This is a genomic window from Pseudorhodoplanes sp. (assembly GCF_046289595.1).
GTDB lineage: Bacteria > Pseudomonadota > Alphaproteobacteria > Rhizobiales > Xanthobacteraceae > Pseudorhodoplanes.
Genome location: NZ_JBKBVB010000081.1, coordinates 1 through 20,299, shown reverse-complemented (window position 1 = coordinate 20,299; position 20,299 = coordinate 1). Strand labels below are relative to the sequence as shown.

General features: G+C 63.7%; 23 protein-coding genes. 14 read left to right on the top strand and 9 right to left on the bottom strand.

Annotated features, from left to right (window positions below):
* The 6 genes from livM to ACK41X_RS16030 form a co-directional block, all read left to right on the top strand.
* A partial coding sequence (gene livM, locus ACK41X_RS16055; RefSeq protein WP_409725331.1) for a high-affinity branched-chain amino acid ABC transporter permease LivM occupies window positions 1–1,111 on the top strand: 1,111 nt, incomplete at its 5' end.
* A complete protein-coding gene (locus tag ACK41X_RS16050) occupies window positions 1,108–2,013 on the top strand; it encodes an ABC transporter ATP-binding protein (RefSeq protein WP_409725329.1) in 906 nt (301 codons plus the stop codon). The genes livM and ACK41X_RS16050, both read left to right, overlap by 4 nt.
* A complete protein-coding gene (locus ACK41X_RS16045; RefSeq protein ID WP_409725327.1) occupies window positions 2,013–2,765 on the top strand; it encodes an ABC transporter ATP-binding protein in 753 nt (250 codons plus the stop codon). The genes ACK41X_RS16050 and ACK41X_RS16045 overlap by 1 nt, the downstream gene beginning before the upstream one ends.
* A gap of 3 nt (window positions 2,766–2,768) precedes the next feature.
* Entirely contained in the window at window positions 2,769–3,158 is a 390-nt protein-coding gene (locus tag ACK41X_RS16040) for a DUF6867 family protein (RefSeq protein WP_409725324.1), read from the top strand.
* A gap of 91 nt (window positions 3,159–3,249) precedes the next feature.
* Window positions 3,250–4,398, top strand: a complete 1,149-nt coding sequence (locus ACK41X_RS16035; protein WP_409725322.1) for a branched-chain amino acid ABC transporter substrate-binding protein — start codon at window positions 3,250–3,252, stop codon at window positions 4,396–4,398.
* Window positions 4,399–4,580: 182 nt separating this feature from the next.
* On the top strand, window positions 4,581–5,711 hold the full coding sequence (locus ACK41X_RS16030) for an ATP-dependent RecD-like DNA helicase (protein ID WP_409725319.1): 1,131 nt from the start codon (window positions 4,581–4,583) through the stop codon (window positions 5,709–5,711).
* Window positions 5,712–5,752: 41 nt separating this feature from the next.
* Here the strand turns inward: ACK41X_RS16030 and ACK41X_RS16025 are convergent, their stop codons facing one another.
* From ACK41X_RS16025 to ACK41X_RS16005, 5 genes are all read right to left on the bottom strand, one after another.
* Complete coding sequence (locus ACK41X_RS16025; protein ID WP_409725318.1) at window positions 5,753–6,535, bottom strand: 3-hydroxybutyrate dehydrogenase; 783 nt, start codon at window positions 6,533–6,535, stop codon at window positions 5,753–5,755.
* Between the two features lie 17 nt (window positions 6,536–6,552).
* Entirely contained in the window at window positions 6,553–7,305 is a 753-nt protein-coding gene (locus ACK41X_RS16020; RefSeq protein ID WP_409725316.1) for an acetoacetate decarboxylase, read from the bottom strand.
* A 34-nt stretch (window positions 7,306–7,339) separates the two neighbouring features.
* Entirely contained in the window at window positions 7,340–8,509 is a 1,170-nt protein-coding gene (locus tag ACK41X_RS16015; protein WP_409725313.1) for a patatin-like phospholipase family protein, read from the bottom strand.
* Between the two features lie 172 nt (window positions 8,510–8,681).
* The gene (locus ACK41X_RS16010) at window positions 8,682–9,212 is read right to left on the bottom strand and encodes a hypothetical protein (RefSeq protein WP_409725311.1); all 531 of its coding nucleotides are present in this window, start codon (window positions 9,210–9,212) and stop codon (window positions 8,682–8,684) included.
* Between the two features lie 106 nt (window positions 9,213–9,318).
* Complete coding sequence (locus ACK41X_RS16005; protein ID WP_409725308.1) at window positions 9,319–10,050, bottom strand: cytochrome c biogenesis CcdA family protein; 732 nt, start codon at window positions 10,048–10,050, stop codon at window positions 9,319–9,321.
* 190 nt (window positions 10,051–10,240) lie between these two features.
* Between ACK41X_RS16005 and ACK41X_RS16000 the strand changes: the two genes are divergently transcribed.
* Window positions 10,241–11,230: a P1 family peptidase gene (locus ACK41X_RS16000; protein ID WP_409725305.1), complete on the top strand. Its 990-nt coding sequence runs from the start codon at window positions 10,241–10,243 to the stop codon at window positions 11,228–11,230.
* Between the two features lie 94 nt (window positions 11,231–11,324).
* Entirely contained in the window at window positions 11,325–11,597 is a 273-nt protein-coding gene (locus tag ACK41X_RS15995) for a KTSC domain-containing protein (protein ID WP_409725302.1), read from the top strand.
* Here the strand turns inward: ACK41X_RS15995 and ACK41X_RS15990 are convergent.
* The gene (locus ACK41X_RS15990; protein ID WP_409725299.1) at window positions 11,594–12,841 is read right to left on the bottom strand and encodes an NAD(P)/FAD-dependent oxidoreductase; all 1,248 of its coding nucleotides are present in this window, start codon (window positions 12,839–12,841) and stop codon (window positions 11,594–11,596) included. The genes ACK41X_RS15995 and ACK41X_RS15990 overlap by 4 nt on opposite strands.
* Window positions 12,842–12,942: 101 nt before the next feature.
* On the opposite strand from ACK41X_RS15990, the gene ACK41X_RS15985 reads away from it, so the two are divergent.
* The 5 genes from ACK41X_RS15985 (at window position 12,943) to purB (ending at window position 17,023) form a co-directional block, all read left to right on the top strand.
* Entirely contained in the window at window positions 12,943–13,911 is a 969-nt protein-coding gene (locus ACK41X_RS15985; RefSeq protein ID WP_409725296.1) for a Na+-dependent transporter, read from the top strand.
* 41 nt (window positions 13,912–13,952) lie between these two features.
* Window positions 13,953–14,636 carry a ribulose-phosphate 3-epimerase gene (gene rpe / locus ACK41X_RS15980; RefSeq protein ID WP_409725293.1) on the top strand — a complete coding sequence of 228 codons (684 nt, stop codon included), beginning with the start codon at window positions 13,953–13,955 and terminating at the stop codon, window positions 14,634–14,636.
* On the top strand, window positions 14,633–15,154 hold the full coding sequence (locus ACK41X_RS15975) for a hypothetical protein (protein ID WP_409725291.1): 522 nt from the start codon (window positions 14,633–14,635) through the stop codon (window positions 15,152–15,154). Before rpe ends, ACK41X_RS15975 begins: the two co-directional genes overlap by 4 nt.
* Window positions 15,155–15,212: 58 nt before the next feature.
* On the top strand, window positions 15,213–15,602 hold the full coding sequence (locus tag ACK41X_RS15970; protein WP_409725288.1) for a DUF930 domain-containing protein: 390 nt from the start codon (window positions 15,213–15,215) through the stop codon (window positions 15,600–15,602).
* 113 nt (window positions 15,603–15,715) lie between these two features.
* A complete protein-coding gene (purB, locus tag ACK41X_RS15965) occupies window positions 15,716–17,023 on the top strand; it encodes an adenylosuccinate lyase (protein WP_409725285.1) in 1,308 nt (435 codons plus the stop codon).
* A 3-nt stretch (window positions 17,024–17,026) separates the two neighbouring features.
* On the opposite strand, the gene ACK41X_RS15960 is transcribed toward purB, so the two are convergent.
* The 3 genes from ACK41X_RS15960 to ACK41X_RS15950 all read right to left on the bottom strand — a co-directional run bounded on the left by ACK41X_RS15960 (window position 17,027) and on the right by ACK41X_RS15950 (window position 19,727).
* Window positions 17,027–17,632 carry a pyridoxamine 5'-phosphate oxidase family protein gene (locus ACK41X_RS15960; RefSeq protein WP_409725282.1) on the bottom strand — a complete coding sequence of 202 codons (606 nt, stop codon included), beginning with the start codon at window positions 17,630–17,632 and terminating at the stop codon, window positions 17,027–17,029.
* Between the two features lie 19 nt (window positions 17,633–17,651).
* On the bottom strand, window positions 17,652–18,869 hold the full coding sequence (locus tag ACK41X_RS15955) for an alpha/beta fold hydrolase (protein WP_409725279.1): 1,218 nt from the start codon (window positions 18,867–18,869) through the stop codon (window positions 17,652–17,654).
* Between the two features lie 102 nt (window positions 18,870–18,971).
* Window positions 18,972–19,727, bottom strand: coding sequence for a nitroreductase family protein (locus ACK41X_RS15950; RefSeq protein ID WP_409725276.1), 756 nt, complete (start codon window positions 19,725–19,727; stop codon window positions 18,972–18,974).
* A 136-nt stretch (window positions 19,728–19,863) separates the two neighbouring features.
* Here ACK41X_RS15950 and ACK41X_RS15945 point away from each other — a divergent pair.
* On the top strand, window positions 19,864–20,299 hold a 436-nt coding region (locus ACK41X_RS15945; protein ID WP_409725273.1), incomplete at its 3' end, for a carboxymuconolactone decarboxylase family protein.

Here is a 20,299-nt window from a genome sequence, read left to right as displayed (position 1 = left end):
GCGTGCCGCAGAACGCCGCGCAAAATTCGCCAAGATCGCCATCCCGTTTGCGCTGGGCTTTGCCTTTGTGTTTCCGGTTTTCGTGATCGCGGTCGGCGGCTGGCAGGGCTCGGTCAAGTGGATCGACAATTTCGGCATTCAGATTCTGATCTACATCATGCTCGGGCTCGGCCTGAACATCGTCGTCGGACTCGCCGGCCTGCTCGATCTGGGTTACGTCGCATTCTATGCGGTGGGGGCCTATTCCTACGCACTCCTGGCAAAGACTTTCGGCTTTTCGTTCTGGGTGCTGCTGCCGCTTGCCGGCATCCTGGCGGCTTTCTGGGGCATCCTGCTCGGCTTTCCGGTGCTGCGGTTGCGCGGCGACTATCTCGCCATCGTCACGCTTGCCTTCGGCGAAATCATCCGGCTCGTGCTGATCAACTGGGTCGAACTGACCGGAGGCTATGCCGGCATCTCTGGGATTCCGCGTCCGACTTTCTTCGGCATTCCGTTCACCGCCGGCGACGACGGATTCGCCGCACGATTCGGTCTCGAATTCTCCCCGATCTACCGCACCATCTTTCTTTATTACGTGATCCTGTGTCTCGTGCTGCTGACTGCGTTCGTGACCGTACGCCTGAGGCGCCTGCCGATCGGCCGCGCCTGGGAGGCGTTGCGCGAGGACGAGATCGCGTGCCGCGCACTCGGCATCGACACCACGAAAACCAAACTGTCCGCTTTTGCCATCGGGGCGATGTTCGGCGGCTTTGCCGGATCGTTCTTCGCAGCGCGCCAGGGCTTCATCTCGCCGGAAAGCTTCACCTTCATGGAATCGGCGATGATCGTCGCCATGGTCGTCCTTGGCGGCATGGGAAGCCAGGTCGGCGTCGCGATCGCCGCCATCGTCATGATCGGCGGCACCGAGATCATGCGCGACCTCGATTTCCTCAAAGCCATCTTCGGCGCCCAGTTCGACCCGACGCAATACCGCATGCTGCTGTTCGGGCTGGCCATGGTGTTGATCATGATCTGGAAACCGCGCGGTCTCATCTCCACGCGCGAGCCCACCGCCTTCCTGCATGAAAAGAAGACCATCTCCGCTAAATTCGTCAAGGAAGGCCGCGGATGAGCAGCTCGCGGGATGTGTTGCGCGTCGAACATCTCACCATGCGCTTCGGTGGGCTGGTTGCGGTGCACGACTTGTCCTTCGCCGCCCAGCACGGCGAAATCACCGCCCTGATCGGCCCGAACGGGGCCGGCAAGACCACGGTGTTCAACTGTATCACCGGCTTCTATCAGCCGACGGAAGGCCGAATCGCGCTGCAGAGAGGCAATCCCGCGGCATGGGACGAACTCGACGAATTGACCGCGAGCTCCGCCCGCAGCCGCACCATCAAGGACGGCGCCGTCTATTTGCTGGAACGCATGCCCGATCATGCGGTCGCCCGGCAGGCCCGCGTCGCCCGCACCTTCCAGAATATCCGCCTGTTCCGCGGCATGACCGTTCTGGAGAATCTGCTGGTGGCGCAACATTCGCCGCTGATGCTGGCATCCGGCTTTTCCTTGCTCGGCATTCTGGGAATGACCCCGTTCCGGAAAGCCGAGCGCGCCGCGATCGAGAAGGCCGCGCATTGGCTCGAAACCATCAATCTGGTCGAGCGCGCCGACGATCCCGCAGGCGACCTGCCCTATGGCGACCAGCGGCGCCTCGAAATCGCGCGTGCCATGTGCACCGATCCGGTTCTGCTATGCCTTGACGAACCGGCCGCCGGCCTCAATCCACGCGAAAGTGCGGAATTGTCCGAACTCCTGATCGCAATCCGCGACCGTCACAAAACGTCCGTACTCTTGATCGAGCACGACATGTCGGTGGTGATGCAGATTTCCGACCACGTCGTCGTTCTCGATTACGGCGAGAAGATTGCCGAGGGCAATCGCGACGAGGTCAAGAACGACCCGAACGTAATCGCCGCCTATCTCGGCGTCGAGCAGGAGGAGATGGAAGCGGTCGCCTCGGAGGTCGGGCTGTGATGGGACCGTCTCCCGCGTCCGCCGCCACCCCCCTGCTCGCGGTCCGCAACGTCACCACGATGTACGGCAACATCGTCGCGCTGCGCGGCGTCGATCTCGATGTCTATCCGCGCGAAATCGTCACCCTGATTGGGGCCAACGGCGCCGGCAAGTCGACGCTGATGATGACCATCTTCGGCAATCCGCGCGCGGCGTCGGGCCAGATCCTGTTCGAGGGCCGCGACATCACCCAGATGCCGACCCACGAGATTGCCCGCCTCGACATCGCGCAGTCGCCGGAAGGCCGGCGCATCTTCTCTCGCATGACGGTGATGGAAAATCTGCAGATGGGCGCGGCGGTGATCGGCGGCGCGCACTTCAACGAAGACCTGGAAATGGTGTTCGACCTGTTCCCGCGGATCAAAGAGCGCATCAATCAGCGTGGCGGTACGCTGTCCGGCGGCGAGCAACAGATGCTGGCGATCGCACGCGCGCTGATGTCGCGGCCGCGGCTTCTCCTGCTCGACGAGCCTTCGCTCGGCCTCGCTCCGCTGATCGTGAAGCAGATTTTCGACATCATCGCCGATCTGAACAAGCGCACCGGACTGACCGTTCTGCTGGTCGAACAGAATGCGTTTCATGCGCTGAGACTCGCGCATCGCGGCTATGTGATGGTCAACGGCCAGATCACCATGACCGGCACCGGGCGCGACTTGCTTGACCGGCCTGAAATTCGCGCTGCCTATCTCGAAGGCGGCCGCCGGGAAGCCTGACCGATGGATGCAATCGCCCACTTTTTCTACGAGGAAGACTCCTTCTTCGTCTTCCTGCTGGTCACGATCATTCTGGGCGGGAGCGCCGCCTTCATGACAGGACGCGCCATTGCTTTGACCTGGCGACCCTGGTGGCAGGTCGCCGCCTATATGATTCTGCTTGGCGGTGCGGTGCGGTTTTTCCACATGGCCCTGTTCGAGGGTCATCTGCTGACCCTGCATTACTACGTCGTGGATACTGCATTCTGCCTGCTGTTCGGCTTCCTTGGCTACCGGATCACCCGCGCGGGCCAGATGGCCGAGCAATATGGCTGGCTATACCGGCGGGCCGGGCTGATCAACTGGGCAAAAAAAAGGCCCGCGCCAAACGCCGCAGCCCACAAATCCGGCTGACCTTTTCTGCGCTTTGTCGTTAAATCCGGCGTGCGGCGGGGCCGGACCATCCGGCACTTCCACCCGCCAAACCTTTACAGGGGAGTTTCGAATGAAACGGATCACCGCGCTCGGCTCGGCGCTCACCTTGGCGCTCGGCGTTGCCGTGGCGTTGACGGGCCAAGCCGAGGCACAGGTCAAGTTCGGCGTCGCCGGCCCGCTGACCGGCTCGAACGCCGCCTTTGGCGCGCAGCTCAAGAACGGCTTCGAACAGGCCATCGCCGACATCAACGAGGCCGGCGGCATCCAGGGCCAGAAAATCACCACCGCCGTCGGCGACGACGTCGGCGATCCGAAACAGGGCGTCTCGGTCGCCAACAAGTTCTCCGCCGAGGGCGTGAAGTTCGTGATCGGTCATTTCAATTCCGGCGTCACGATGCCGACTTCGGAAATTTATCAGGAAAACGGCATTCTCGCGATTACCCCGGCCTCGACCAATCCGCGCGTCACCGAGCGCGGCATGTGGAACATCTTCCGCGTCTGCGGCCGCGACGACCAGCAGGGCGCGGTAGCCGCGGCGTATATCCTCAAGCACGCCAAGGACAAGAAGATCGCCATCGTCCATGACAAGACCACCTACGGTCAGGGTCTCGCCGACGAAACCCGCAAGGCGATCAACGCCGGCGGCGTCAAAGAAGTGCTCTACGAGGGCATCAATATCGGCGACAAGGATTTTTCCGCACTGGTCTCCAAGATCAAGGCGTCCGGCGCGGACATGGTCTATTGGGGCGGCCTGCACACTGAAGGCGGCCTGCTGGTTCGTCAGATGCGCGACCAGGGCGTGAAGGCAGTGCTGTTCGGCGCCGACGGCATCACCTCCGACGAGTTCGCCGCGATCGGCGGTCCGGGCGTCGAGGGCACGCTGATGACCTTCGCGCCGGATCCGCGCAAACGGCCGGAAGCCAAGGCCGTGATCGAGAAATTCCGCGCCAAGAAGTTCGAGCCGGAGGCCTACACGCTCTACAGCTATGCTGCCGTGCAGGTCATCAAGCAGGCGGCCGATGCCGCAAAGTCGCTCGACCCCAAGAAGGTCGCCGACCAGATCAAGTCCGGCCAGAAGTTCAACACCGTGATCGGCGAACTGTCCTTTGACAAGAAGGGCGACGTGACGCGTCCGGACTACGTCGTCTACGTCTGGAAGAAGGGCGCCGACGGCAAGATCACCTACGAGGAACTGCCGCCGAACATGCAGGGCTCGTAAGGCCTCGGGCGTCGAAGCAATCGGGCCCGCGCCAAAAGCGCGGGCCTTTCCATTTTCCGTTCGACCCTGCGCAAGCGGGGCCCCAGTGGAAACACCGGGCTGCCGCATACGGGGGAGCGAACAAAGCAAATGGTGACGCCTGCGCGCTTCAACATCGCCGCAAATCACTCTACACCTGCCCCATGCCCGATTTTTCCCCGCAGCAGGACGCGGCGCTCCGCGCGGTCTCCGGCTGGCTGAAAGCCAGGCCCGGCACCGGCTCGACCCCGCAGGTCTTCCGGCTGTTCGGCTATGCCGGCACCGGCAAGACCACACTCGCCCGCCATCTGGCCGAAAGCGTCGAGGGCAAGGTGTCCTACGCCGCCTTCACCGGAAAGGCCGCTCTGGTGATGCGCGCCAAGGGCTGCGCCGGGGCCTCCACCATCCACTCGCTGATCTACAAAACGCGCGAGAGCGGCGAGGAGACACCGAGCTTCGAATTGTGGGACGAGGCGCCCGCCTCCAAGGCGAAGCTGATCGTGATCGACGAATGCTCAATGGTCGATGCCGAACTGGGCCGCGACCTCCTTTCCTTTGGCATTCCCGTCCTTGTGCTGGGCGATCCGGCGCAATTGCCGCCGATCCAGGGCGCGGGATTTTTCACCTCGGCCGAACCGGACGCCATGCTGACCGAGGTGCATCGCCAGGCCAAAGACGACCCGATCGTCCGGCTCTCGATGCTCGCGCGCGACGGCCTGCGGCTCGATCCCGGCCGCTACGGCGACAGCGAGGTGGTGCTGCGCAGCGATTTCGATCCGGACCGCGTGATCGAGACCGATCAGATCCTGGTCGGCCGCAACAACACCCGGCGCGCCTACAACACCCGGCTGCGTGAGCGCCTCGGCCGCGAGGAAGGCCTCCCAGTCGCCGGCGACAAGCTCGTCTGCCTGCGCAACAACCGCAAGAAAGGCCTGTTCAATGGCGGATTGTGGACGGTGAAGGAGCGCGGCGTCGGCAAGTCGAAAAGCATCATCACCATGCGGATCATGCCGGACACCGATCTGTCCGGTGCTGTTCTCGGCATCAAGGGCGTCAAGGTTTCGGTCCGCCGCGAATGCTTCCTCGGCGGCATCGAGGATTTCGACTGGGCACAGCGCAAGAAATACGACGAGTTCGATTACGGCTATGTGCTGACTGTGCACAAGGCGCAAGGCTCGCAATGGGATGACGTGGTCTTGTTCGACGAAAGCTTTGCCTTCCCCGACAGCCGCGCGCGCTGGCTCTATACCGGGATCACCCGCGCGGCGAAGAAGCTGACCGTCGTGGTGTCGTAACGCCGCGATGCCCGGCCTTGGGGCCGGGCATCCGTGCCAGCCTACTGCATGAACCAGCCGTGGCTGACCACCAGCGACTGGCCGGTCATGACGTTGTTTGTGGCAGCCGCAAAGAACAGCACGGCATCGGCGACGTCATCGGTGGTGGTGAATTCGCCGTCCACCGTTTCCTTCAGCATGACGTTCTTGATCACCTGCTCTTCGGTGATGCCGAGCTGCTGCGCCTGTTCCGGAATCTGCTTCTCGACCAGCGGCGTGCGCACAAATCCGGGACACACAACATTGGCGGTGACGTTGTATTCCGCGCCTTCCTTGGCCAGCACCTTGGCAAGCCCGATCAGGCCGTGCTTGGCGGTCACATAGGGCGCCTTCAGCTTCGAGGCCTCCTTGGAATGCACCGAGCCCATATAGATCACGCGGCCATATTTCGCGGCATACATGTGCTTGAGGCAAGCCTTGGTGGTGAGGAACGCGCCGTCGAGATGGATCGCGAGCAGCTTCTTCCAGTCCGAATAGGGAAAGTCCACAAATGGGTGCACGATCTGGATTCCGGCATTGCTGACCAGGATATCGATCTTGCCGTATTTTGCGACGGTATCGGCCACACCCTTCTCGACCTGAGCCTCGTCGGTGACGTCCATCGATACCGCAAAGGCGTCGCCGTGTTTGGATTTGATCTCGTTTGCAGTCGCCTGTGCCGCGTCGAGATTGAGATCGGCGATGACGGGAATGCCGCCCTCGGCGGCAAACCGCAGCGCGATTTCCTTGCCGATGCCACTTGCAGCACCGGTCACCATCGCTACTCTTTTGTTGAAACGCGCCATCGCAATATCCTTTCGTCCTATTTCAGGTAGTCATACACGACCTCGCCGAGGCCAAGCGTCAGATCTGCAATGTAGTGCGTACCGGACACCACCTCGCGTACCGGCAGCCGGTTCACGTCGCACATCGCATGATCGAACAATTGCAGCGCGGCCGGTCCGGTCCACGCGCCCTTCAGCGTCACGTCCTCCATGTAATAGCGCACGAGTTCGCAGATGCGCGGCGTGCAGTCGACATGCGGGATGATCTTGATCATGAAAGCGGGCTTCGCCATGGCCTTCTTGAGCGGATCAAGCGGCAATTCGCGATGCTTGTAGCCCATGGTGGCAGTCACGCAGAGCACCGAGCCGTAATGCAGCGTGCCGACCAAAGTCTCCTGCTCATGTGAGATTTTCGGGCTCGCGAGCTTCTTCGGGAAGCCCCAGATTTCGCGCCCGCCCGCGATCGGCGAATTGTCGTCGAGATACATGGCGTGGACATAGCCGCCCTCCTGGACCTCGCCGGACGGCGTCGTGAAGCGGACCGGAATCACCTGCCCGGTCTCGGTATAGTCGCCGAAGCCGGTCGAATCCGGCATGCGGATGAACTCATAGGCGACGGTGTCGCCCGCCACTTCCAGCGGCTCCGGCACCACCTCGCGCAGCTTCTCCGGATCGGTGCGATAGGTGATGACCACGAATTCCCGGTTGTAGAACTTATACGGCGGCTTCGGATAGGCCGGATCGTTCAGCGGCATGGCGAAGGCTTTCGCCTTGACGTCGGCAATGTTCATGGGATGGCTCGCTGCTCAATCGTTTCGGTAAGGGTCAGGCGCCAACTTTATCAAAAGTCGCAACGCCGTCCTTCGCCGACGGACGCTGCAGCACCTCGGGACTGCTGAGCGTCCGAGCCGTGTCGGCGTAGCCGGCGGCCCAATGCTCCTCCATCATCCCGCGCGAAAACAGGAAGTCCTTTGACGTGCCTTCATATTGCTTGGAGCGGTAGATAAGGTGGACGATATTGTAGACTGTCTCGTCGGCTTCGCTGCGCAGCAACGAAAGCTCCGGATCGTTGTTCAAAAGCTCCTGGTCCGGAACCATCTGCAACAGCCGCAACGCGGCGCGGCGCAGCCGCTGCATCTTCTTGAACTGGTCGGTATTGGCGCGCGTGCGGCTCGAATAACGGATTTCCTTCTGCCGCACATCGAGGCCGATGATGTCCTGCGGCAATTCTCCCGTCGCACTCCACAGATCGACCTGAAACGCCAGCGTGTCCTTGCGCGGGCGCGTGCCGAGCACCCATTCGAGCGGCGTATTCGACAACAGCCCGCCGTCCCAGTAGTAATCGTCGCCGATCCTGGTCGCCGGAAAGCCGGGAGGCAGCGACCCGCTCGCGATGATATGGTCCGGGGTAATCGCTTCCTCGTCGGAATCGAAATAGCGCATGTTGCCCGAGCGCACATTCACGGCGCCGACGCACAACCGCAGCTCCCTCGCGTTGATCCGGTCAAAGTCCACCAGCGATTGCAGCGTCTCGCGCAACGGACTGATATCGTAGAAGCTCTCGACCTCCGGGCGCCGGCCCGGCCACAGGTAGAACGGCAGCGGGCGGGGAACGAAGAACCCCGGCGCGCCGCCCAGTACATTGCTCAGCGCATAGGCCCGATTGACGGCGAGATGCATCATGTCGCCGCCGGTTGCCGCGAAATCCCACAGCGGTGTCGCCAGCGGCAGGGCGCATGGCGGCGGCTCGGTGATCGTCTCCCAGAAGCGCCGCAATGCCGCAACGCGCCGTTCCGGCGGGTTGCCTGCAATCAGAGCGGCGTTGATGGCGCCGATGGAAATGCCGGCGACGCAATCGGGGTGCAGATCGGCTTCCGCCAGCGCCTGATAGACGCCGGCCTGATAGGAGCCGAGCGCGCCGCCGCCCTGCAGCAGCAACGCAATCCGCTCGAATGGCGGGCGCTCCTTGACGGGTTCGATACGGATTTCAGGCATGAGCGGATATCTGCAGCTGGTTGTCCATCGCCGCCTCCAGCCCCGTTCATAGCCGCCGTGGATCAACGATTGGTTTAAGCGCTGCCCGCGTCCGGTGACAGCACGATGTCAACGTAAACGAAGCGGCATGACATCGTGCTGTTCATCCGGTTCTGCACGAAAATCGTGCAGTTCATCGCGCATCGCGTTTAGCCTGCGCGACCGCAGCGGCCTTGCGCTGGCGTCCGAGCTCCATCGGCCGCATCAGATTCTGGCGCTTGCTGCTTGCAACATTGCGCATGCCGCGATGGGCGGTCCGGCTGTTGAAGGGCGCTCCGCCCCCGCCCTTCTCTTCGCTCGCCTGCTTCATATCGAGCGCCTTGCGCGCAGCTTCGACCTGGGAGACCGCGGCCATCAGCCGGCGCCGCCGTTCGACCTCGCTGTTGAGACGGCGCACCGCCATGGCGAGGACGGCGAGCTTCGCCTTAGAGCCGACGTCGGATTTGGACGGCGTTGCACCCTTGGGTGCGCCTTTGCCCCGCATTTCACGGCGGCGCTGGTTGGCATTGGTCTTGGCCTTGTCGCGCCGCTCGCGCACCAATTTGACGAGATCGGCCAGCTCCTGGTCGGACAATTCCTGCAGCGCCGGATGGTGGCTCTTCTCGACGAGCTCGCGCTCATCGGCACTCAGCGCGCGCTCTTCTTCCTTGCGGGTCATGGCCATCGCCTACGGTCTCCTTGGTTGTCAATCCCGATGATTCGATCAGCTTATGGGCAGCGACCGCGAAGCGGTCCATGCGCCTTGCCTCGCATAGTCCCGCAGGCGCGGTTCACCCGATCCGGCCCAGAGCCGGAAACAATTCCAGCAACCAGAAACTCATGGTCGTGATGCCGCCGGTGAGAAACATGATCCCGGTCAAGACCAGGAGGCCGCCCATGGCCATCTCGACCTTCTGCATATGCGAACGAAACCGCGACATGAATGCGGCGAAAGGCTCGGCGGCGAAAGCTGCGAGCACGAAGGGGATGCCGAGACCGAGCGAGTAGACAGCGAGCAGGCCAGCACCCTTCGCCACCGTTGCCTCGGACGCCGCCACCGCGAGGATGGCGGCAAGGATCGGCCCGATACAGGGCGTCCAGCCGAATGCGAAGGCGAGCCCCATCGCGTAGGCACCCCACAGCCCGATCGGCTTTGCCATGCCGAGCCGCTTTTCCCGAAGCAGGAAGCTGATCCGGGTCAGCCCGAGGAAATGCAGTCCCATCAGGATGATGGCGATCCCGGCGACGGTCGCCAGCACATCCGAATAGGCCCGCAAGAGGCCGCCGATCAGAGTCGCGCTCGCCCCGAGCGCAATGAAGACGGTGGAGAATCCGGCCACAAACAGGCCAGCCGCGACAACGGTCTCGCGCCGGACCTGCGGTTCCGGTTCCGCGTCGGCAAAGCGCTCGAGCGACGTGCCCGCCAGGTACACAAGGTAGGGAGGCACCAGCGGCAACACGCACGGCGACAGGAAGCTGATCAGGCCCGCGAACAGGGCGGCGAGGATGGACACGTCCGGCATGGCGGCGGTTGTGCATGGCTCAGACGGCTCCTGCAAGCACGGCGGGGCCACCTCGCCATGATGTGACCGGCCGGGCGGGATTTCGCCGCCATGTGCCGTCGCGGGACTTGACCCGGCGATCCATCCTTTCGAAGACAATCAACGGACCCGCGGGGTCAGGCCCGCCGCTGACTTGTTCTGGAGATGCCTTGTGCGCAACCTCCTCACCGATGTCGCCGGTTTGAAGGTCGGCCATGCCGACGACCCGGCGCTTGGCTCTGGTTCCACCGCCATCGTGTTCGACGAACCGGCTGTTGCGTCTGTCGATCTGCGCGGCGGGGGGCCTGGCTCGCGTGAAACCGAGCTGCTGGCGGCCCACTCCACCGTCGAGCGGGTGGACGCGATCGTGCTGTCCGGAGGATCGGCGTTTGGTCTTGACGCGGCCTCGGGCGTTCAGGGCTGGTTGCATGAGCGCGGCCGCGGCTTCCCGGTCGGCGGCGCACGCGTGCCGATCGTGCCGGGCGCGATCGTTTTCGATCTCCTGGCCGGCGGCGACAAGCAATGGGGGCGCTTTTCGCCCTACCGCGAGCTCGGCTATCGCGCGGCATCGGCGGCGGCTCTCGACTTCGCGCTCGGCAGCACCGGCGGCGGCCTTGGCGCAACGACCGCCACCCTCAAAGGTGGTATCGGTTCGGCCTCTGCGAGGACGCGCGAGGGCATCACGGTCGGCGCCATCGTCATCGTCAATGCTGTCGGCAATGTCACCATCGGCGACGGTCCGCATTTCTGGGCGTCGCCGTTCGAACAGGACGGCGAGTTCGGCGGGCGCGGCTGGCCGGCACGCTTTGGCGAAAGCGAACGCGCCTTGCGTCTCAAGGGCGGCGGGCCGGGTCAGTCCACGACCATCGCGCTCGTCGCAACCGACGCCCTGCTGACCAAGGCGCAATGCCACCGTCTTGCTGTGATCGCGCAGACCGGCTTTGCGCGCGCAATCTATCCGGTGCACACGCCGCTCGACGGCGACATCGTGTTTGCCGCCGCAACCGGGAAGACCCACCTGCCCGATCCGTTGATCGCGCTGACGTCGCTTGGCGCGCTCGCCGCCAATGTGCTGGCTCGCGCCGTGGCCCGCGCCGTGTACGAAGCGACTGCATTGCCTTTTGCCGGCACGCTGCCCGCGTGGCGCGACAAGTTCGCCTAAAATTCAACCGATAAACCATGCTGGCAGGATGATCGAACCGCGCCCGTTCTTGGGGGTTGCCGGCATGACGATAATCGCCGCGGAGCAAGCGATCATGCCGGTGAATCTGAGGCCGATCCCGTCAAGCCTGTTGCGTGGGCCGCAATCGGAGACGGCAGGAATCCGCGACGCGGCTTATAATCCCGACCGGCGCGAATTGCAGATCACCTTCCGATCGGGACGAGCCTTCGCGTATAGCAACGTGCCGCCGCAGCTTTACGCAGCCTTCCGGAAGTCACCCTCACCCGCTGCATTTTTCAGCATCGCGATCCGCGGCCGTTACCGCTTTCGCGAATTGACCGGACTGCCGCAACAGACGCGGCATTAGCGCGAGAACCGCTCGGCGCTGTACGGCACAGGATCGGTGAAGGGCTCAGCGCCCGTCATCATCTCGGCGAGCAGACGGCCACAGGCCGGGCCGAGCGTCAGGCCCCAATGGGCATGGCCATAATCTAGCCAAAGCCCGGGCTGGCCCGGCGCCCGGCCAACCACCGGCATCGAATCCGGAAAACATGGCCGCCGGCCCATCCAGGGTTCGGCCTCAATGGGATCCCCAATCGGAAACAGGGCGCGGGCCTGCGGCATCAGGCGATCGAACTGCACCGGCGTGGGACGCGCGTCGCGATGCGCAAATTCGGCGCCGGTGGTCAGCCGCAGCCCCTGCTCCATCGGCACCACGGCATAGCCGACCTCGGCATCGAGCACGGGCCGGTTCAGCCCCTTGTTGCCGAGCGGCCGGAAGTGCCGGTGATAGCCGCGCTTGACCTCAAGCGGTAGTTTTATGCCGAGCGGGTCGAGCAATTCCGGCGCCCAGGGACCGAGCGTCACAACCGCGCTCGCGGCATCGACCGGACCTTCGGACGTATCCACCCGCCAGCGGCCATTGGCGCGGTGCAGCGAACGGGCGTCGCCGGTGAGCGTCACGCCGCCAAGCGACCGGAACAGATCGACATAGGCGCGGGTCACAGCAAGCGGATTGCTGACGCTTGCCGCCTGCGGCCAGAAAATGCCGCGCTCGAAAACCGGCGACAGGCCGGGCTCGAGCGCCATCGCGCCGTCTACGTCAAGCCGCTCGAATGAAAGTCCCGCCGCCGCAATCGCGTCGAGGTCGGACTTGGCTTCGTCGAAGGCGCGGGTCGTGCGGTAGATCTTCAGCCAGCCATTGGTGCGCAGATAGCGTTCGGCGCCCGCCTCCCGCATCAGCGCCTCATGCTCGGCGATGGCGGCGGCGAAGAGCGGGCGCATCTTGGTTGCGAATTCGAGCATCGCCTCTCCGCTCGAATGCCGCAGATAGGCGAACAGCCAGGGCGCAAGCTTTGGCAAATGGGACAGATGATAATTCGCTTCGGGCGCCTGCTTGAACGCGATCTTCAGGAGTGCCGTCAGCTTGGTCGGAAACGGATACGGGAAATAGGTATTGCCCTCGATGATTCCGGCATTGCCATAGGAGGTCTCCTCGCCCGGCCCGCCGCGGTCGACCAGCGCCACGGCAAGGCCCCGCTTCGCGAGGTGGATCGCGGCGGATACGCCGACGATCCCGGCGCCAAGAACGATCGCATCGGTACGAGCCATGTGGTCCCCAGAACTGAGCTGCCGCCGCGCCGGTGCTGCGACGGCGCGATTGAATGCCACAGAAATATGGATTGCGCGACCGGCCTCGCGTATGACCGGCCATGCTCTTTTTTGACGCAGGTCTACTCGCACCAGGTCTTGCCGCGCTTGCCTGGCTCGGCCGGCAGGGAACCCGCGCGGTCGCGGCGGTGGTGATCATCGGCGTTTCGGTGCCCGCGCTGGGCGTCGTCAAGCCGCTTCTGCCGGCATCGGTGTTTCTGCTGCTGGTGCTGACATTCCTGCGCGTCGATCCGCGCGCCATCCATGCACGTCTCGCCCGGCCCGGCCTCGTCATTGCTGCGAGTATCTGGGTCATGCTGGCGCAGCCGGTGCTGCTGATCGGGCTTTATTGGCTCGTAGGGTTCAAGCACCAATCGCCAGTGCTGTATCTGGCGCTGCTGCTGCAGGCTGCCAGCATTCCGATGATGTCCTCGCCGGCCATTGCGGCGATCATGGGCCTCGACGCGGCCCTGGTGCTGACCGCACTGGTCGGCTGCACCTTGCTGATCGCCCTCTCTGCCCCGATGTTCGTGCGCGTATTCGCGGACGGCGCTATCAGCCTGTCGCCGGTGGACCTGGGACTGACGCTGTTCGCGATGCTGGCGGGCGCGGCCCTGATTGCAAATATCATCCGGCGCCTTGCCGGAACGGATTTCATCGCCCGACGGCGCGCGGAGCTTGACGGATTGAGCGTGCTGCTGCTGCTGGTGTTCTGCTGCGCCCTGATGCATGACGTGGCGGCGCGCAGCCTTGCCGATCCTTTGCTCGCAATCGGCCTCTTCGCCCTCGCCTTCGGTGTCGGCATCGCAATGCTGGCTCTGACCGTGATGGTGTTTTCGCCCGCCGGATGGCGCGACGCCTTCGCGCTCGGCCTGATGACGTCCCAGCGCAATACCGGCCTGATGCTGGCGGCAGCCGGCAGCGTGTTACCGGATCTGGTCTGGTTCTACTACGCGATGGCCCAATTCCCGATCTATTTCGCTCCCTTCCTGCTCGACCCGCTGGCACGAAGAATTAACAGCCGGGTTTGAGCTTCGTTGCCCGTCGGTAAGGGGGGTGCTAGGCAGTCCGAATGACCCGCCCGCTCCTGATCGCGCCATCGATTCTTGCCTCCGACTTCTCCAGGCTTGGCGAAGAAGTCCGCGCCGTCGACGCCGCCGGCGCCGACTGGATCCATCTCGACGTGATGGACGGCCATTTCGTGCCGAACATCACTTTCGGCCCGGACGCCGTGAAGGCGATGCGGCCCTATTCGAGCAAGATTTTCGACGTGCATCTGATGATCGCGCCGGTCGATCCGCATCTCGAAGCCTTCGCCAAGGCCGGCGCCGATATCATCACCGTCCATGTCGAAGCCGGACCTCACCTCCACCGCTCGCTGCAGACCGTGCGCGCGCTCGGCAAGAAGGCGGGTGTCACCATGAATCCGGCAACGCCGGAAAGCACCATCGAGCATGTGCTCGATCTGGTCGACCTGGTCCTGGTCATGTCGGTCAATCCGGGCTTCGGCGGGCAGGCTTTCATTCCGGCCGCGGCCGAGAAAGTCGCGCGCATCCGCACGATGATCGGAGCGCGCCCGATCGATATCGAAGTGGACGGCGGCATCACCGCCGAAACCGCGCCGAAGGTCGCGGCCGCCGGCGCCAATGTACTGGTGGCGGGCTCAGCCGTGTTCAAGGGCGGCGCCTCCGCCTATCGTGAAAATATCGCGGCAATCCGCAACGCGGCGGCGTTGGTGCGAGGCGAAGCGGCGTGATCGCGCCGGGCCATGCGCTGAGCCTGCTCGCCGGCAAGCTGGAGCCTGGCGAGCGCATTCTCTATGCGGTACGGCCCGATATCGGGGTAGCGCTGCGCAACAAGATGTTCCTGTGGTGGATCGGCATCCCCTGGTGCGCGGGAACGCTCAGCCTGTATTTTGCGGGCCGGGCCTCGCCTGCGGTCGCGCTGCCGCTCGCGAGCGTTGGGATCGCGATGCTGCTCGCGCCGATCATCGTGGCGATCGACACGCGCTATACAATCTATGCGATTACCGACCGCCGCGCGCTCATCGTCCATGACGGCTGGCGTCCGAGCCTCGTCAGTTGTCCGTTCGAGCGGATGGATGCGACACTGGAGATCATGGCCGCAGGCGGCAAAGGCGGGCATCTATACTTCGCCTCGGGGATGCCCACAAAGCTCCGCGATGTCGACTATACCGGCAAGCTGGCCTTGCGCGATCTGGCCGATCCGCAGGAGGCCGCCAACCGGCTCGACGCTGCACGCAAGAGCCGCTGACGGCCTAAGATCCCTCCCGCCGAATCAACCGCTCTCCCGAAAGGTCCGGACTTCCGAAATGATGCAGATCGTCCTCGTGGTGTGCCTGACGGCCGGATTCGCAGCGACGGCCGATGCCGCAAACAAGCGCGTCGAAAAGCGGCTCGATACCCTCGATCCCATGACCCGGCTGGATCAGGTCTGCGCGATGGAGGCGATGGCGCGGGTCCGCAAGGACGACAAGTCGTTCCGGCCTGACCGCGCCATCACCTATGCCCTCTCCGCGCCCGACATCAAAGGCAGCACCATGACCGGCAATGGCGGCGCATTCCGCAGCAAGGGCCAGTGGTACCGGTATTCGTTCACGTGCGAGGCCACGGCCGACCACAAGTCGGTGTCCAGCTTCAGCTACAAGATCGGCGATCCGATCCCCGAGGATCAGTGGGAAACCTACGGGCTGTTCCGCTGACCGGACGGCGGCGCAGCTAAGGCTGTGAAAACCGCCCGAACGCCTGCCGGCGGGGTTTGCCGCGCCGCCGTCGCGTGTTACGCGACGGACCGCATCCATCCCGCGAGCGACCCATGATCCCGCGCTATACGCGTCCCGAAATGGCGGCCATTTGGTCGCCCGAGACCAAATTCCGCATCTGGTTCGAAATCGAATCGCATGCGGCCGACGCCATGGCGGACCTCGGCCTGATCCCGAAGGAGGCCGCAAAGATCATCCGCGAGAAGGGCAGCGCCGCGACTTTCGACGTGGCGCGGATCGACGACATCGAGGCCGAGGTCAAGCACGACGTCATCGCCTTCCTGACCCATCTCGCCGAAATCGTCGGCCCCGAGGCGCGCTTCGTGCATCAGGGCATGACCTCGTCGGACGTGCTCGATACCTGCCTCTCGGTCCAGCTCGCACGCGCGAGCGACATTCTGATCGCCGATATCGACCGGCTCCTCGCCGCACTGAAGCGACGGGCTTTCGAACACAAGCTGACGCCCACCATCGGCCGCTCGCACGGCATCCATGCCGAGCCCGTGACCTTCGGACTGAAGCTCGCCCAGGCCTATGCCGAATTCGACCGCGCCAGGACACGGCTGATCGCAGCCCGCAAGGAGATCGCGACCTGTGCGATTTCGGGCGCGGTGGGCACCTTCGCTCAGATCGACCCGCGGGTGGAAGCGCATGTCGCAAAGGCGATGGGGCTTACGCCTGAGCCGGTCTCGACCCAGGTGATCCCGCGCGACCGGCACGCCATGTATTTCGCCACCCTCGGCGTCATCGCCTCGTCGATGGAGCGGCTGGCGATCGAAATCCGGCACCTGCAACGGACAGAGGTGCTGGAAGCCGAGGAGTTCTTCTCGCAGGGCCAGAAGGGCTCGTCGGCGATGCCGCACAAGCGCAATCCGGTGCTCACCGAGAACATCACCGGCCTCGCCCGCATGGTGCGCGCCTATGCATTGCCGGCGATGGAAAACGTCGCGCTCTGGCACGAGCGTGATATTTCGCATTCCTCGGTCGAGCGCATGATCGGACCCGATGCCACCGTGACGCTCGATTTTGCGCTCAACCGCCTTGCCGGCGTGATCGACAAGCTGGTCGTGTATCCGGAGAACATGCAGAAAAATCTCGACCGGCTCGGCGGCCTTGTGCATTCGCAGCGCGTTCTGATTGCGCTGACCAACAAGGGCGTGTCGCGTGAGGACGCCTACCGGATCGTGCAGGACAACGCGATGAAGGTCTGGCGCGGCGAAGGAGATTTTCTGGCTTTCCTGAAGGCCGACCCGCGCGTCACCGCGAAGATGAGCGCCGCCGAGATCGAGGAAAATTTCGACCTCGGCTATCACTTCAAGCACGTCGACACGATTTTCCGGCGCGTGTTCGGCGAGGCATGAGCATCACTCCCGCGCCGTCGGCTGGCGCGGATGCACATAGTCCCTGAAGTCGTCGAACGATTTCCATCCGGGCTCAACCGGGTCGCAGCCCGGCCTTGGGGTATAAACCGACGGCGCGGCCAGGGTCATCTCCGGGATATAGCGCGGGCAGTTCGGAAAGATCGCCCTCGCCTGTACGCGCACCATGAGTTGCGCCCCGATCGTCTTTGATAGCAGCGGATCGTCGCGGCTGACTATTGCCGTGCCATTGACGCGCAGACGCCTCGGCTTGCCGTGCAGTGCGATGAACAGAAGACCGACATTCGGATTGACCAGCGCGTTGCCGAGGCTCTTGAACATCCCATTGCCGTCATAGTCCGGAAAGGCGAGCTCGGAGTCGCCTGTCACACGCACAAAGCCGGCCGGACCTCCCTTGAACGAGCAGTCGGGGCGGCCTTGCGCATCGGCCGTCGCGATAAAGAAATAGACGACGCTCTCGATGAATGCCTTGTCGTCGGCAGTGAACGCCGTCCGTGTCAGCTTCTCTTCGAGACGGTCCGAAATGCGCCGGGAATCGAACTGGTCCTGCAGACGGCGATTGCCGTCGTGGTACATGATCGTGTCTGCCATGCGCGTCCTCCGCTGGAAATCAGCCACTCTCAATGGTTCGAATATCGATCTCGGATGTGAGCGTGCGGTGCACCGGGCATTTGTCGGCGATTTCGAGGAGCCGCTTGCGCTGATCTGCGTCGAGTTGTCCGGTCAGCGAGACCACGCGGTCGATACGGTCGACCTTGCCCTCTTTGGTCTCGCAGGCTTCGCAATCAGCGGCATGGATACGCGAATGCTTCAGCTCAACCGACACGCGATCAAGCGGCAGCCCCTTGTGATCGGCATAGAGACGCAGCGTCATTGACGTGCATGCGCCCAGTCCAGCCAGCACCAGGTCGTAAGGTGTCGGTCCTGAATCGAGCCCGCCCTGCGCCAGCGGCTCGTCCGCGATCAGGCTGTGACGTCCGGCCCGGATCGTTTGCTGGAACTTGCCCTGTCCGGTCTCGGTAACCGTCACGCCGCCCGACGCGGCTTCGACATGCTCCATCAGCGCCGGCATATCGAGATAGCGCTCGGCCCAGGCCGCAATAACGTTGGCGACGTAAGCGGCATCTTCCTTGCGGCTCAGGAGATGGTCGGCCCCGGCCAGCGACACGAAGCTCTTGGGATGCTTCGCCGCGACAAACATTGCCGTCGCGTTGTCGATGCCGACGATCTCGTCGGTCGGAGAATGAAAGATCAGCAAGGCCTTGCGCAGCTTCGCGATGCGCTCGGCCTGTTTGTGCGATTCGATATCGTCCAGAAACGCGCGCGTGATCCGGAAAGGGCGTCCGCCGAGCGAGACTTCGAGTTCGCCGGCCTCGCGGATCTTGTCGACCTGATTGCTGAACAGATGGGTGACATGCGCCGGGTCGGCGGGTGCGGCAATGGTCACGACCGCGCGGGCCTCCGGGATTTCCTGTGCCGCAGCGAGGATCGCAGCGCCCCCGAGGCTGTGCCCGATCAGGAGTGCGGGTCCGTTCCTCTGCTCGCGCATATGCCGTGCCGCCGCGATCAGGTCGGACACGTTGGAGGAAAACGTGGTGTTGGCAAATTCGCCCTCGCTCGATCCAAGTCCGGTAAAGTCGAAACGCAGCACCGCGATGCCGAGCGCAGTCAGTCCCGCCGCAATGCGTTTTGCCGCATGGATGTCCTTGCCGCAGGTGAAGCAATGGGCGAAGAGCGCATAGGTGCGGGGCTTGCCCACCGGGAGATCGAGCAAAGCAGACAGCCGCTCGCCACGGTCATTGAGGAAATCGAAGCGTTCGGCGGGCATGCGGCTCTCCAGGCGATCTGGCTGGCCCGGCATGGACCGGCGCAGTCTTACCGCAGGCGCCGGTCCCCGGCAAAATCACGCGGCCGAAACCTTGCGGATGCTTCAGTCGATCTTCGCTTCGTCGCGATACATCACCTTATGGCGATGCTCGCGCACCCATTCGTCGATCTGCTCGGTCGTCATGAAATTCGTCATGTCAAACCGGTCGAAGCTCATAATCTGCGGCAGCGTCTTTTTCCAGCGCTTGTAGGGCGCCTTTGCCGGCACGCCGAACAGCATGATGTCGATGATCGACAGCTCGTCCGGCACGCCGAGCAGAGGTTTCAGCGCGGCCTGCGCGTCCTCCTGCCCGATCGCGGTCACCCACCACACCTGATAGCCGAGCGCGGCCGCGGCAAGATGCGCCGACATGGTGGATGCGGCTACGCTTTGCAGCAATATCCGCTCGGCATTGGCCTGATATTGCTTGTCGAGATCGGAACCATCCATCAGCACCGGAAAGGCGCGCACGAACCGGAAATCGGCGGCCACCACAACAAAACCGGGCGCGGTTTCGAGCCCGCGGTAATTCGGGGTCGGGAATTTCATTCTCATCTTGGCACGCTTGCGCTGCTCGTCCACGAAATAGTCGGCGATCTGCTTTTTCACCGCCGGCTCGGTCACGACGATATAGTGCCAGGGCTGGGCGTTCGCTCCCGACGGCCCGTGCCGTGCGGCCTCCAGGACCATCTCGATATGCTCCCGCGGCACCGCAATGTCTGTGCGGAATTGCCGGGTGGTCAGGCGGTTGCGCACGGTATCCATCAGCGCTTCGTAGCGCGCCAGATTGGGCTCGAAGCGCGTGGCCATGTCGTTCATGGCGTCCTCCCGGACCTTGGTTTTATCTTCGGGAGAGTGGAAATTCCCCCCTCACCCGTCAAGGCACGGCTTTGCGAGCGATGCGCCGGCATGCGAGAAGCGCATTCGCAAGAAACGAACCAGGAAGTTCACATCGATGCGCAAGCCCGCGAAGAAGAAGCCGCCATTGCCCCGCCTTTCGATTCCGGAAGAAGACGACCTTTCTGCAAAGCAGCGCGAGTTGCTCGCCGATATCCGCAAAAGCCGGGGCTCAGGCGTCCTGGGCGGACCGTTTGCCGTGTTTCTGCAGGCCCCCGAATACGGCGATCTGGCGCAGAAGCTCGGGGCCTTCTGCCGCTACCGGACATCGGTGCCGCCTGCGCTGTCGGAGTTCACTATCCTGATGCTGGCCCGCTTTTGGCGCTCGCAATATGAATTCTGGATTCACGCGCCGATCGCCCAAAAGGCGGGCGTCAAAGCCGCCACGATCGACGCGCTGCGGACCGGGCGCAATCCGCGCCTGAGCAAACAGGAGCGCGCGATCTACGATTTCATAGCCGAACTGCACAAGAAGAAGCGGGTCTCGGACAAGA